The organism is Streptomyces sp. NPDC040432 (assembly GCF_055595445.1).
In genome coordinates this window covers 79,281-93,611 of sequence record NZ_JBVIVP010000001.1, presented here as the reverse complement: position 1 = coordinate 93,611, position 14,331 = coordinate 79,281, and the positions used below count along the sequence as shown (strand labels likewise).

Below are 14,331 nucleotides of genomic sequence, written 5' to 3'. Positions count from 1 at the left end.
ACGGGGAGCGGCATGCCGCAGCCACAACACACCGGTGCCGCGACGGGGCCACCGCGGCCCCAGCACGCCGGCGTCGCGACGGGTCCGCCGCAGCACCGGCCCACCGGACTCGCGACGGATCCGTCGCAGTCGCCGCGCGCCGCAGCCGGTCGGCCGGTCCGGTCCGCGCCGTACGCGCTGGTCCGGGCCACCGTCCTCGCGCATCCGGCCCAGGCGCCCGACGCCGCCGCATACCGTGCGCTCGCCGCCGAACTCCACCGCATCGACGCCGAGTCGCTCCACCTCGTCGGGCCGCTCTGCGACGCCCTGCACGACAGCCGCGGCGACCACCCCGACGACTTCCACCGCGACGTCGTACTGCCCCTGCGACGAGCCCTGCACAACGGGCGCGACCCCCGCCCCGCCCTGCTGGAACGCCTCGGGGACCTGCCCGACCGGGTGCCCGCGCTCGCCGCCTGGACCGCCCTGCGCACGCGCCGCGCCCTCCTCCTCACCCGGCTCGACGCCGCCACCGAGCGGGCCCTGGCCGCCGAACGCGCACAGCTCGCCACCCTCTGCCGCGAACCGGCCCTCGCCCGGGCCGTCGCCTCCACCAGCGCCGACCTGCTCCGGGCCGTGGAACGGGCCGCCACCGGCGCGACCGACCGCCGGGCCCGCAAGGAGGAACCCACCGTGCTGCGCTACGCCCTGCGGGCCAGCACCAAGACCAGCCCCCTGTCCTGGTTCACCGCCGTCGGCTGGGGCCCCCTCGCCGAGGAGCCCGCCGGCCCCACCGTCCCCTCCTGGGGCGCCGCACCCCTGCTCCGCGTACCCCTGCGCTCCGTGGTGAAGGTCAACCGGACCCTGACGTCCGCCCTCACCGTCGCCCTCCTCGACGCCCCCCACCGCCGCACGACGCTGCCCCACCGCATCACCAGCACGGCGCGGATCACCGGCGGACGGGCCGCGTACTCCCGCGACCGGACCGCCTTCGCCGGCGGACGCCACCTGGTGGCCGGCGAGGACGAGGCGGAGCTCACCCATGCCGGCCCGCTGCACCTCCTCACCGGCCGGGCGGCGGAACCCGTGCCCCTGGACGACCTCACCGGCATGCTGGCCGCCTGCCTGACCGCACCCGGCAGCGGCATCGGCAAGGTGAACGGGGCCGAGGCGGCCGTCGGGTACCTCGACCGCCTCGTCGAGGCCGGCCTGCTCGTGCCCGCCGACCCGGTCCCGCCGCAGGACGACGACCCGTTGGGGCGCCTCGCCGACTGGCTGCGCACGTTCGGCGCGCACCACGCCGAGGACGCGGCGCGCGCCGACCGGCTCGACGAACTCGGCCGGCTGACCGCCTCGTTCGCCGGGACCCCCGCCACCGATCGCCCCGCCCTGCTCGCCGACCTGTCCCGGCGCTGGCGGGACGAACTGACCGACGCGGGGCGTCCCGTCCCGTCCGTCTCCGCCCCGCTCACCGTCCTCACCGAGGACGTCGTCGCCCCCGACGCCCTCGCCCTCGACGGGTTCCTCGGCGCGCCCGACCACGAGGCCCTCGGCGAGATCACCGCGCTGGCCGAACTGTTCGACCTCGGCCACCTCGTCCGCCGCGTCGTCCGCGACCGCTTCGTCGCCCGCTACGGCCCCGGCGGTACCTGCCCCCACCCGTGGGAGTTCGGCACCGAGGTCACCGACGCCTGGGACACCGCCGCCCGCCTCCCCGTGCTCGACCCGCGGGACGGCACCCCACTGCCCACCGGGGCGACCGAACTCCTGGCCCTGCGCTCCGTCGTCATCGACGCCGTCCGGGAAGCCGCGGTCGCCGCACCCGCCGGCGCCCACGAACTGGTCCTGCCCCCGGACCTCCTCAGCACCCTCGGCGCGCACCTGCCCGACTGGACCCGCGAACGGCCCCTGAGCTACGCGTACTTCCTCCAACGCGACCCGCGCCACGACCTGCTCTGCGTCAATCACGTGTACGGCGGTTGGGGCCGCTTCAGCAGCCGCTTCCTGGACGCCCTGGACCCCGCCGCGCGCGCCGCCGTCTCCCGACAGATCGGCCACGGCCTGGGCCCCGGTGCCCGGGCCGCCCAGATCCGCCCCGTGGGCGGGTTCAACGCCAACCTCCACCCGCTGCTCGTCCCCGACGAGATCGGCACCGACCGCCGCACCGCCTCCCTCACCGAAGCCGACCTGGAACTCGTCCACGACCGGACCACCGACCAGGTGCGCTTCCGGCTGCGGACCACCGGCGAACTCCTCGACGTGCTCTACGCCGGCTTCCTCGCCCCCGTCCTCCTGCCGCACCGCCTCGGCGCCCACCTGAGCGACCACCCCCACGGAACGGTCGACTTCCGGCCCCTCATCCCCCGCACACCGCTCCCCGCTCCCGGCGGCACGGTGACCCGCAGCCCCCGGTTGCGCCACCGGCAGGTCGTGCTCCGACGGGCCCGCTGGGTCCTGCCCCCCGATTCGGTTCGGGCCCTGCGCGCGGAGTTGGCCGCCACCCCCCACCCGGCCGAGGTGGCCGCCCGCTGGCGCGCCCTGCTGGACCTGCCGGAACAGCTCTTCCTGCACCCGGCGGGCACCACCCCCACCGGGCGCGGGGCCGAGGACTTCCTGAACCGACTGAGCCGCCCCAAGCCGCAGTTCGTCGACCTCGGGAACGCCCTGCACCTGCGCTGCCTGCCCAAATGGCTGGCCCGCCACGACACCGGCGCGGTCCTCGAAGAGGCACTGCCCGCCCCCGGCGGCCTGGCCGCCCCGACGTGGGCCACCGAACTCGTCCTGGAGGTCAACCGGCCCGGGCGGCCGGTATGACCCACCCACCGACCGCACAGGAGGACACCGTGCGAGGAGCACGCCCCCGCACCACAGGCGTCCGCGACGTCGTCGCCTCCTACCGCCAGCCCGTCAAGGCGCCGCTGCTGCGGGAGGCGCTCCTGCCGTCGGCCCGTTCCGCGGCGGCCACGGGGCTGGCCGCACACGTCGAACGGCACTGGCTGCACGGCCCCCACCTACGGTTGCGCCTCCAAGGGCCGCCCGAACAGGTGGCGGCCGCCGCCGAGTCCGCGGCCACCCGGATCCGCGCCTGGATGGCGGCGCACCCCTCCCGGGGTGACCTCACCGAGGCCCGGCTGCTGGAACTGGCCGCGGAGGCGGGCCGCGCCGAACTCATCGCCCCGCCCTACGGACCCATCGCCCCGGACAACACCGTCCGCACGGAGCCCGCCGACCGTTCCTCCGTACGCGCCCTCCTCGGTGAGGACGGCGCCGCGCTGCGCGACGACCTGCTGCGGACCGGCCTCGGCGCGCTGGAGGCGGGCGCCGGATACCTGGGGGAGCAGGGCGACACCGCGGGGGCCCGGCTGCGGCTCGCGGTGACCGCGCTCGCCGCGCACGCCGGTGCCCACCCCGGGGGACTGGCCGGTGGCCACTGGTCGTACGTCTCCCACCTGGAGGACCACCTCCTCCACGAGGATCCGCACGGCCGCCTGCGGGAACGCTTCGACAGCCACTGGGACCGCGCGGGCGGCGCCGTCACCGCCCTCGTCGGACGGATCGCCGACGGCGACGCCCAGGGTTGGGAACGGGCCTGGGCGCAGTACGCGCGGGACGCCTGGCGGCTGACCCGCGGCCGGTACGACGAAGGCGCCGACCTCCACGGAGTCCCACAGGAGTACCGGGCCCGCGCCGCCGCCACCGGCGACGCGGCGGCGGCGCAGCGCTGGAACCACGAAACCCGCACGGGCTACAGCGAGTTCCACCGCCTGCTCGCCCGGTCCGACCCCGACGGGAGGATGTGGAGCCGCCCCGACTACCTGGTGTACCGGGCGTGCACCAACGCCCTGTACCGGCTCCTCGCCATCTGTGACGTGCTCCCGGTCGAGCGGTACTTGGCGGCCCACCTGGTCGTGCGCGCGGTCCCCGCGCTGACCGGTTGCGACTGGCGCACCGAACTCGCCGCTGCCGCGGGCGCGGGCACGAAGGAGCACCGCGCATGACCCCCCGCACCCGACCCGCGCCGACCGATGCGACATCGACCGTCCCCGTGCCGACCGATGCGACATGGACCGTCCCCGTGCCGACCGATGCGACGCCGACCGTCCCTGCGCCGACCGATCCGACGCCGACCGTTCCGACTCCGGGCGCCGCCGTGCCCGCCACCCGGGCGGGCACGGCGCTTCCCGGGCCCCCGGCCCCCTCGCCGGTCGCTCCCGCACCGTCCCTCCCCGGACGGCCCGTACGCAGGTTGCGCCCCGGGGTCGCCGTGACCCCGCTGCGCGACGGCCTGCACCTGCGGGGGCGGCGCGGGAACCTCACCCTGGAGGGCAGCCCCGCCCTGCCCCGACTGTGGCGACGGCTGGAGGCGGTGCTGGCGGACGGGGGCGTCGAGGACCTCCTCGACGGGACGGATCCCGGCTCGGCCCTGCGCACCGCCGTGGAAACCCTCCTCGCGCAACTCGACGCCCACGACCTGCTCGTGACGGAACCCGCCGCCCGCCCGCCCGCGCCGAACGGCTCCGACCCGACCACCCCCGGCCCGCTCGCACGGTGGCTCGGGGCGAGCGCCCAGCACCCCGCCCGCGCCGAGGCCGCCCTCGCCGCCGCCCGCGCCGAGGTCCTCGCCGGGGCTCCCGAGGGGCCGCTCGCCCGGTCCGTCGGCGAAGCCCTGACCCGGGGCGGGCTGCACGTCACGTACACCGCCGACCCGCACCTCACCGAGGGCCCGATCCTGCTGCGGGTCCTCGGCGGGGGCCCGGACCGGGCACTCGCCGTCGGGTGTTCCGGCGGCACCGGCTGGGTCACCGCGCCCGGCAGCACCTCCCAGGCCCGCTCCGACGCGGCGGCCCTGGCGGCCCGGCTCGGCCGCGGCGCGTCCGCACGGTCCGACGCGCTGGTCCCGCTGCTCGCCGGAGCCGCCGCCCACCGACTGCTGAGCGCGGCGGCCGGGCTCGCCGACCCGTCGACCGAGGGCGACGACGGCGCGCTCCAGCCCGGCCTGCCCGCCGTGCTCCTCGCGGACTCCCGCCCACCGAGGGCCGAGTACCGCACCTGGCTCGGCCCCGACCGGATCGACGCCGACCGACGCACCGCCGCCGCCCCCGCCACCACTGCGGGCGAGGCTCTGCGCCGAGTGGCCGTCCTCACCGACGCCCGGTGCGGAGCGCTGCCCGAACCCCTGCCGGGGGAGCTGCGACAACTCCCCGTTCCGCTCGCCGCCTGCCTCCTGCCCGGACCTCCCGCCCCGGGTGTCCGGGCCGTCGGGGGAGCGGCCCGACTGGACCTGGCCCGCCTCGAAGTGTTCTGCCGGGCAGCCGAACACCTCCTCGACGAAGCCGCACCGCAGGGCGGATACACCGTCGGGGCGAACCCCGGGCACGCCCGGGGTCGGGCCCTGCGCGAGGACGTGTCCCGCCGCTTCGCCGCCGACGGGCGGCAGCCCCTGGCGGAGCACGCCTGGTCCGGGCACCCGCAGGTCCGGCACTGGTGGAGCACCCTGACGGGCCGCCTGGGCGTGCCCGCCCGGCTGGAGGTCTTCCGGATCGTCCCGGGTGAGGAGGCGTACCGGGCCGTCGTGCACTGGGAGGCACCGTCCGACGGGCGCTACGGCGCGGTGCCGCAGCCGCTCGGCGACGCCGTCGAGGCGACCCCGGGTGACGCGGCGGCGTACGCCGCACTGGCGGCGGTGGCCGCGGTGGCGGGCCGCGCCGCCGGGCCGAGCATCGGACGGGCCCGCCCCTCGGGCGGCGCCGTCGCGCCGCTGGCCGTGTCCGGGGCGCCCCCGGCCGACTGGGAGGACGCCGGCTGGACCGGAGGCTGGCTCGCGGGGACGGCCGCCCGCGAGGACGCCTTCCAGGAGGCGTTGGCCCGGCTGACGGGAACGGCCCTCCCCGAGCAGCCGGTCGGCCCGGACCGGGCTCCCGCCCTCGCCGACCTGCTGCGCGCCCACGGGTTCACCGTCCTACCCACCCCGAGGATGCCCCGATGACCGTCCTTCCCGACACCCCGCCCATCCCGGCCCGGGACCTCCTCGGCCCGCTGCCGGTCCCGCTGTACGACGGCGTCGAGGCCGCGCGGGAGCACGTCCTCGGACCGGCCGTCGTCCTGCTGACCGGATGGACGCTCGGCGGGGCCGAGGAGCTCGGTCGGCTGGGGCTCGGGCGTCCGGTGGCGCTCGTACCCGTACGGCTGGACGGGCCGCTGGCCGTGATCGGCCCGGTGCTCCGGCCCGGTGCGGCGGCCTGCCTGTCCTGCGCCGAGTACCAGCGGCTGGCCACGGACGGCGGCCGGGTCCCGTGGCGCAGCCCGGGCATGGCGCTGGCGGGCGTACCGTCACTGGCGCTCGGCGGCTCCCTGGCCGCCCTGGCGCTGGGCCTCCTGGACGACGAGCAGCAGGGCGGGAAGCGCGACGCGGAACCTGACGAGGAGCAGGGCGGGGAGGAAGGGCGTCAGGAGGGCGAGCCGGGCCGCGACCACTCGGAGGCCCGCACCGCCGCGGTCCACGTCCTGCACCTGGGACGCGGAACCTGGTCGACCCACCGCGTCCGCCCGGTCGGTGGCTGCGAGGTGTGCCGACCGCTGCCGGCGGATTCCCCGGCCGGGGTGGCACCGCTGCCCTCGGCACCCCGTCCGCTGCCGGACCCGTACGTCCTGCGCGCTCCCAACCCCCGCACCACCCCGTACGGGTTGCGCGCGGCCCTCCACGACACGCGGTTCGGTCCGGTCCGCCGACTGCTCCGGGCGGAGGACTCGGCCTTCTCCCTGACGAGTGCGTTCGTCACGGACGGTCGGCTCGCCGACGGCGCCGGATACGGCCGCGCGGGCGACTTCGCCGGCAGCGAGCGGATCGCCCTGTTCGAGGCCGTCGAGCGGTACGCCGGGATGCGTCCCACCGGCCGCCGCACCGCGCTGCGCGCCTCCTTCGCCGAACTGGGTCCCGACCGGGCGGTGGACCCGGAGCGGCTGGGCCTGCCGGACCCCGCCCACCAGGGGCACCCGGCGTCCCGGACCGTCCCGTACGCGCCGGACCTCGAACTGGACTGGGTGCACGGCTGGTCGCTCACCCGGCAGCGGGTGACGGCCGTGCCCGAGCACGTGGCGTACTGGGACCCGCCGGGACCCGGCCGTCCGCGCGTGGTCTACGAGTCGTCCAACGGCTGCGGACTGGGCAACAGCCCCGAAGAGGCGGCGCTCTACGGCCTGTTCGAGGTCGCCGAACGGGACGCCTTCCTGATGGCTTGGTACGCGGCGACGCCCCTGCGCCGCGTCGAGGCGCCGGCCGGGGACCTCGACACGGCCCTCCTCGCGGACCGGGCGGCGGCGGTCGGCTACCGGCTGGTCCTGCTGGACGCGACCAACGACTTCGGCATCCCCTCCGTGCTCGCCGTCTGTCGCTACGAGGGCACCCACCCGGCGGCGCCCCGCATGTTCCTCGCGGCGGGGGCCCACCACGACCCCCGCGCGGCGATCCGCTCCGCGGTGGCCGAAGTGGTCACCAACGTCCTGGAGTCGGTGCACCGCCCGGCCGACGAGGGCGGCCCGCGCGACCCGCGGCGACTGCGGCCGATGCTGGACCGACCGGACCTGGTGGTCACCTTGGACGACCACGTCGGGCTCAACACCCTCCCCGAGGCGCTGCCGCGCTGGGAGTTCCTGACGGCCGCCGCGCCGGCCCTCACGGTCGAGGAGGCCTGGCCGGGCGCGCCCGCACCGGTGCACGACCCCGGCCACCTCCTCGGAGCCACCGTGGAGCGGCTCGCGGCGACCGGCCTGGAGGTCATCACCGTCGACCAGAGCGAGCCGGGTACGCGGGAACGCCTGGGCCTGCACTGCGTGAAGACGGTGGTGCCCGGATCACTGCCGATGACCTTCGGGCACGTCAACCGCCGCACCCGGGGCCTGCCCCGGCTGCTGGAGGTGCCGTACCGGCTCGGCCGCACGGCCCGCCCGCTGCGCCACGAGGACCTGACGTTCCACCCGCACCCCTTCCCCTGACCCCTTCCCCTGACCCCATCGCCGACCCGGGACACCACCCCACCACCCCCGCCCACGCCCGCTCCGCGCCCACCCCGAGGAACCACGTGACGACGACGACCGGCACCTGGCACAGCCACCACCTGTTCCTGCACTGCGGTGCCGAGGAGACCGACACCTTCCTCCTCGGGGCCGCCGCCCCGCTCCTGGACGGTCTGGTGGAGTCCGGACACGCCGACCGGTGGTTCTTCATCCGGTACGGGGAGGACGGTCCCCACGTACGGATCCGGGTGCGCGGCCCGCACACGGAAGCCCTCGCCCGACTGCCCGAGGAACTGGCCCTGGCGGCGAAGGAGGTGCCGTCCGTGCCCGGGCCGTGGCCCTCCCGCCACGGCGAGGTCCGCACCGTGCCCTACGCGCCCGAGACCGGCCGATACGGAGGCCCCGAGGCCCTGCCGGTCGCCGAGGAGGTCTTCACCGACTCGACGCGGGCCGCCCTGGAGGCGCTGCGGGGGCTCCGCGGCGCCGCGGACCGGCTGACCCGCGCGGCGGACCTCGCGCACGCCACCGCGTACGGCCTCGGCATGGATCCCCTCACCGCCGCCCGCTGGCTCCGCCGGCACGCCGCGGGCTGGCGCTGGGTCGAGGAGGTGCCGCTGCTGCCGGGCGCGGCCGTGCACAGCCGCGTCAACTCCGTCCACGCGGCGCAGCGCGCGGAACTCGTACGGCGCGCGGAGGACCTGAGGGAGCGGCTCGCGGCGGGCACCGCGCAACCCCGGCTCGTCCGGTGGGCCGACCGCGTACGGGAGGCAGACGCCCTGATGCGGGCCGGAGGAGAACCGGCCGACGGGGCGCGGGGGCTGTCCCGGGAGGCGGCGTACCGGGTCTGGGCCTCGCAGCTCCACATGCTCTTCAACCGGCTCGGGGTGACCCCCGACGAGGAGCGGGCCGTGTGCCGGTTGGCCTCCCGCACCCTGCTCGACCCGTGGGGAGCGGCCGGCTCCGCGCCGGGGGAGGCCGGCTACTTCCCGACCGGCCACACCGCGCCCGACGTGCAGTACCTGGAGCGCAGCAAGTTCCAGATCGGCCGGGGCGAGGACACGGCACTGAGGTCACCCGCGGCCGGCACCCGGCCGGCGCCGACGGTCCCCGGCCGGCCGGAGACGGCCCTGCCCGCCGACCCGCTGCCCGCGACGACCCTGCGCGACGCCCTCGCCGCCCGGGCCTCGATCCGCGGTGCCCTCGGGGGTCCCCTGGACGCCGGCACCCTCGGCGCGCTGTTGTGGCACTCCCTGGCCGAGGGCGGCAGCTCCGAGCGGCACCTGCCCGACGGATCCGTCCTGACCGCGACCCATCGCCCCCACCCCAGCGCGGGCGCCCTGTACACGGCCCGGGTGCGGCTGGTCGTCCTCGACGTGGCCGGGGTGGCGCCGGGCACGTACGACTGCGTACCGGAACGCAGGACGCTGCGGTACGTCGGCCCCGCTCCGGAGGTCGCGGAGATCAAGGCACTGTCGACGTACCTGTCCCGGCCCGCGACGGACCCGGCCGCGATCGGCATCGACGATGCCCCGGTGTTCCTCGGCCTGTACGCCGAACTCGGCCTGCTCCGCAGCCGCTACGGTCTGCGCGCCCTGCGCCTGGCCCTGCTGGAGACCGGGCACGTGGCGCAGAACCTCCTCCTCGTGGCCTCCGCCCTCGGGCTCGGCGGGACGACGCTGGGCGGGTTCCACGACGACCTGGCGCACGAACTCCTCGGGCTGGACGACCTGACGCAACCGCTCCAGTACCTCCTCCCGCTCGGCCGCCCGGCACGCACCGTCCGGGTAGCCCCCGCCCCGGGGAACCCACCCGTCGTGCCCGACACCAGGGGCGGCGCGGCAGGCTGAACCGGACTGCCGTGATGACCGAGGCGACGCCCCCCTGTCCCGAGAACTCCGGCGTGCCCAGGGGCAGGGCGCGCTGCCGGTGTACCCGAGCGCGCGCACGCGTGGTCGCGGGCGGGCGCCGGCGACGAGCCGGCGGAGCAGGTGGTCGAGGACTCCCGTCGGTCCCGTGCGGCTGAAGTCCGGCGTGGTCCGCAAGGGCCGACCGGTCCCCGATCGGCGGCCGACGCCGCGTCGGCCCGGACGCGGTGTTTGGCTGAATTCGTACGGTTCGGGTCGCGGGTCGGGAGGTCCCGACCGCACGCGTCCCCAGCGGTCCCCGCGCCCGTCGCACTCCGCCCGCACTCAACCCGCGCCCGTGCCGCGCGGGGCGCCGTCGTCGACGCCGGAGGGGCGGAAAACCCCGTCGCCCCATGCCCGTACCGGCTGCCCCGGTCGTGTGGGGCAGCCGGATGAGGGCGTCGGGAGCGAGGGTGCGGAGGCGTCCCCGGAGCGCGGTTCCGGCGCGCCCCGAGTCGGCGTCGAGGGGATGCCGGTAGGGCTCCGATCGGCTCGAAATTGGTCTGGACCACCTGGTGGCGTGATGGTTAGGGTTCTTAACAGAACTCGCTCCGGCCGGCTGCGGGCCCGTTCCGCACGCCGCCGAAACCTCTGATGGAGGACCCGTCCGTGATCGACATCGTGGCCGTACTCAGAGCCGAGGACGCGGTTCTCGACTTCCTCTCCGTCCTCGCCGACCCCCGACGCACCGAGGTCCACGTGCTGTGCGGCGACACCCGCGGCCACCTGGTGCTGCCCCCGGGCACGGAACTGCGCGAACGGCTCGCCGTACTGGCCCGCCACGTGCGCCCGGTCGACGACACGGCGGCCTCGCCCGGCCCGGAGCCGCTCGCCGCCCTCGTCCACCGGGCCGCCGCCGGCCGACCTGCCCGACTGTGGACGCACTCACCCGCCGACAACCGCCGCGGCCGCGGCGTGCTCGGCCGCGATGCCGCCCGTGCGGGGGAGGGCCTGCCCGTCCGGCACGCCGTCGGCTACTCGCCGTTCCTCCAGTTCATCAGCGACCTGGACCGTCCCCTCGACGGCTCGCAGGCCACCGCCAAACTCGACTTCGTCAACCGGCACTGCGGACACCTCCTGCGGTCCTCCTCGCCGGAACAGATGCTGTACACCGCCCGCGTCCCCGCCACCGAGCGGTTCTTCGAGGCCCAACCCGGCGAACGCGACCGGCTGTTCGCCCTGCTGTCCAGCCTCGACGACGGGGCCGCCTCCGTGGAGGACCCGTGGGAGTTCGAGAGCTCCCCCTACGAGGAGGAACGGCTGGACGCGACGACCGCCTGGATCGCCGGCCGGTCGGCCCCGGCGGACGGACCGCTGATCGAGGTCGGTGCCTGCGAGGGCGCGCTCACCGCACGGCTCGGCGCCAAGGGGTTCGCCGTGGAGGCCACCGAGCCCAACGCGCTGTTCCGCGACCGCCTGGCCGCCCGCGTCGGTGGATCGGCCGGGGTCCACCCCGACGGCCTCGAAGAGCTGGCCGCCCGGCCCCGGCTGCCCGGAACCGCGTACCTCCTGATCGAAATGCTCTACTACGGCCAGGACCTCGACCTGCTCGACACCCTGCCGACCGAACGGGTCTTCGTCGCCCTGGAGCCCGAGGCGCTCGCCACCCGGCTCGCACCCTGGTTGGCGACCGCCGCGCACTGGCAGGCCGCCGAGGAGGAGGTCCTCGTGCACCCCGCTCTCGAAGCCGTCTGCGGCGGGCGCGCCTACCTGAGCAAGCGCGGGAGCACGGGCGTCCTGCTGCACCGCCGCACCACCCGCTGACCGCTCCCACCCCTCGCCGACGGCCCCTGCCGCCGGTCCCCGGACGACGGTTCGGCCGTCGCACCTCGATCGAAACACGCCACCGGTTCCACCGGTCCCCCCGGACAACTCGTCACGCCGCTCCGCCGTCCGGTACCCCGCAGGCCCCGCCGCGCCGATGTCGCCGCGCCCGCGCCCTCCGTGCCGCATCCGCCGACCCCCACGGACTTCGCCGAACTCCGCAGAGCCGCGCCGAAGTCGTCGGCCCGACCCCGCCCGGACCACCCGCGCCGCCGGGAGCGACCCGTACCCCCCCGGCCGGGCCGCAACGCAGCCGCACCGGCCCGCCCCCTGGGGCGCCGCCCCGCCCCGGCCGCCCCGCCCCTCCTCCTCCGTCCCGTTCCCGAAGGTTGAACGCCCGTGAGCACAACCACGAACCTGGTCAACGCCTGCCTGCTGCCCGCCTACGACGGGCGGGTACCGCCCGATTGGATCCTGCGCGCCCTGGACCAAGGGGTCGCCGGGGTCGGGCTGTTCGGCACCAACCTCCACCCCACCGGGCGCTCCCTGCGCGAGGACATCGTCGACCCGCTCCGCGCGGTACGGCCCGACGCCCTCATCGCGCTGGACGAGGAGGGGGGCGACGTCACCCGGCTCGACTACCACCGCGGCAGCGTCTACCCCGGCAACCACGCCCTCGGAGCCGTCGACGACCCCGAACTCACCCGGCAGGTCGCCCTGGCCATCGGCACCGACCTCCGCGAGGCCGGGATCAACCTCTGCCTGGGCCCCTGCGCCGACGTCAACTCCCGCGCCACCAACCCGATCATCGGGGTGCGTTCCTTCGGCTCCCGACCGGGACCGGTATCCCGCCACACCCGGGCCTTCGTACAGGGCCTCCAGGAACGCGGAGTGGCCGCCACCCTGAAGCACTTCCCCGGGCACGGCGACACCGGGACCGACTCCCACTCGGCGCTGCCCGACATCCACCGCGGACTCGACGCCCTGCGCGCCCTGGACCTCCCCCCGTTCGCCGGAGGCATCGCCGCCGGCGCCAAGGCCGTCATGACCGGCCACATCCGGCTCCCGCACCTCTGCGACCTGCCGGCCACCCTGAGCCGCCGCATCGTGACCGGGCTGCTGCGCGAGGAACTCGGCTACGACGGCGTGGTGATCAGCGACGCCCTGGAGATGGCCCCCGTGCGCGACCGCTGGGGATTCGGCGGCGCGGCCGTCCTCGCCTGGGCCGCGGGCGTGGACCTCGTCCTGCTCGGCGCCACCGACGGCGAGCAGATCCTGCCCGAGGTCCACCGGGCGGTGGAGGACGCCCTGCGCACGGGGGACCTCACCGTCGAACGCCTGGAGGAAGCGGCCGCCCGGGTCACCGCGCTCCGCGCCTGGGCGGCGCCGACCGCCGGCCCGCACCCGGCCACCGCCACCGACGGCGCCGCGGGCCGCTGCGACATCGGGCTCGTCGCGGCCCGGCGCGCCCTCGTCGCCACCGGCCTGCCGGCCACCGCCCCCGAGGAGCCGGTACGGCCGGTCCACACCGTGCGGCTCCTCACCGGCGGCAACATGGCGGTCGGCAGCGCCCCCTGGGGCCTGGCACCCGCGCTGAAACTGCTCGACGCGCTGGCTTCGGCCACCGACGTGGAACCGGGCGCGGACCCGCGGGAGATCGAGCTGCCCGACACCGGCCCCGTCGCCGTCGTCGTGCGCGACGCGGCCCTCGACCCCTGGCAGGACACCATGCTGCGCGCCCTGCGCGCCCGCAGGCCGGACCTGGTCACCGTCGACATGGGGCTCGGACCGCGCACCCCGCGACCGGGAGCCCGGCAGATCCTCACCCGGGGCGCCGGCCTCGCCAACGCGGTCGCCGCCGCCGAACTCCTCACCGGCCGCACCCGCACCGGCCCCTTGCGCACCTGACCTCCCGCCCCGACCACCCGGAGGGAACCCGCCCGACCCCACACCCCCCGGACCGCCCATCCCCTGCCACCCCGGAGGACCAGGTGTACGACGTCTGCGTCGGCCTCGGCTACCACTGCGAATCCACCCACCAGATCCGGCGGATCACCGGCGACGACCGGGCCCACTTCTTCGACTGGCTCGACCTCGACTTCGAGTCCGTGCTCGACACCCTCGCGACCGACTTCCGCGAAGTCCTGCGCCCCGGCCTCACCGAACCCTTCGGCAACGGCACCTGCGCACTCGACACCGGCTCACGGATCCGCTTCTTCCACGACTTCCACGCCACGGCCGGCGGACCGCTGACGGCCGAGGACATCGCCGACCAGTTCGCCGCCGTACGGGCCAAGTTCGAGCACCTCGCCGCCCGCTGGCGCGACCTCACCGCATCCCGCGCCCACGTCCTGTACGTCCACCACGACGCCTTCGACGAGCTGGTGGCCGCCGACCTGGCCCGCCTGCACGCCCTGCTCGGCGCGCGCCACCCCGGCCACCGCTTCTCCCTGCTGTGGCTGCGCCGCACACCCCCGGGCGATACGGCCGACCTGCCGCCCGGCGTCCGGTGGGGCACGGTCGCCGCCCTGCCCGGCCGCTGGGAGGGGGACGACGCCCAGTGGGACGCCGCCTTCGCCGCTCTCGACCCCCCGGCTCCGGGGCCCGGTCCCGCCGGCCCGCGGTCCGGCCCCCTCGCCCGCCCCGCCACCCGCACCTGACCCGGAGGAAC

Annotated in this window: 8 protein-coding genes; all 8 read left to right on the top strand. The window is 76.7% G+C overall.

Translation table 11 applies throughout. The features are described 5' to 3' along the window. The first annotated feature begins 12 nt into the window (after window positions 1-12). The 8 genes from ACZ58N_RS00440 to ACZ58N_RS00405 all read left to right on the top strand — a co-directional run bounded on the left by ACZ58N_RS00440 (window position 13) and on the right by ACZ58N_RS00405 (window position 14,320). Window positions 13-2,793 (top strand): lantibiotic dehydratase, encoded by a 2,781-nt coding sequence (locus ACZ58N_RS00440; RefSeq protein WP_471153761.1) that lies wholly within the window; start codon window positions 13-15, stop codon window positions 2,791-2,793. Window positions 2,794-2,822: 29 nt separating this feature from the next. Further along, the gene (locus ACZ58N_RS00435; RefSeq protein WP_471153759.1) at window positions 2,823-3,977 is read left to right on the top strand and encodes a lantibiotic dehydratase C-terminal domain-containing protein; all 1,155 of its coding nucleotides are present in this window, start codon (window positions 2,823-2,825) and stop codon (window positions 3,975-3,977) included. Beyond that, a complete protein-coding gene (locus ACZ58N_RS00430) occupies window positions 3,974-5,965 on the top strand; it encodes a hypothetical protein (protein WP_471153756.1) in 1,992 nt (663 codons plus the stop codon). The genes ACZ58N_RS00435 and ACZ58N_RS00430 overlap by 4 nt, the downstream gene beginning before the upstream one ends. After that, window positions 5,962-7,971, top strand: a complete 2,010-nt coding sequence (locus ACZ58N_RS00425) for a TOMM precursor leader peptide-binding protein (RefSeq protein WP_471153754.1) — start codon at window positions 5,962-5,964, stop codon at window positions 7,969-7,971. The genes ACZ58N_RS00430 and ACZ58N_RS00425 overlap by 4 nt, the downstream gene beginning before the upstream one ends. Before the next feature lie 86 nt (window positions 7,972-8,057). Further along, window positions 8,058-9,839 (top strand): thiopeptide-type bacteriocin biosynthesis protein, encoded by a 1,782-nt coding sequence (locus ACZ58N_RS00420; protein ID WP_471153752.1) that lies wholly within the window; start codon window positions 8,058-8,060, stop codon window positions 9,837-9,839. A 666-nt stretch (window positions 9,840-10,505) separates the two neighbouring features. Continuing rightward, entirely contained in the window at window positions 10,506-11,660 is a 1,155-nt protein-coding gene (locus ACZ58N_RS00415) for a class I SAM-dependent methyltransferase (RefSeq protein ID WP_471153750.1), read from the top strand. 399 nt (window positions 11,661-12,059) lie between these two features. After that, window positions 12,060-13,568 (top strand): glycoside hydrolase family 3 protein, encoded by a 1,509-nt coding sequence (locus tag ACZ58N_RS00410; protein WP_471153747.1) that lies wholly within the window; start codon window positions 12,060-12,062, stop codon window positions 13,566-13,568. 83 nt (window positions 13,569-13,651) lie between these two features. Then, complete coding sequence (locus ACZ58N_RS00405; protein ID WP_471153745.1) at window positions 13,652-14,320, top strand: DUF1796 family putative cysteine peptidase; 669 nt, start codon at window positions 13,652-13,654, stop codon at window positions 14,318-14,320. The last annotated feature ends 11 nt before the right edge of the window (window positions 14,321-14,331 follow it).

Bases quoted from the DNA above. Each gene is read 5' to 3' on its own strand.
- ACZ58N_RS00425 (WP_471153754.1), top strand. From the start codon at position 5,962: ATGACCGTCCTTCCCGACACCCCGCCCATCCCGGCCCGGGACCTCCTC.
- ACZ58N_RS00430 (WP_471153756.1), top strand. From the start codon at position 3,974: ATGACCCCCCGCACCCGACCCGCGCCGACCGATGCGACATCGACCGTC.
- ACZ58N_RS00440 (WP_471153761.1), top strand. From the start codon at position 13: ATGCCGCAGCCACAACACACCGGTGCCGCGACGGGGCCACCGCGGCCC.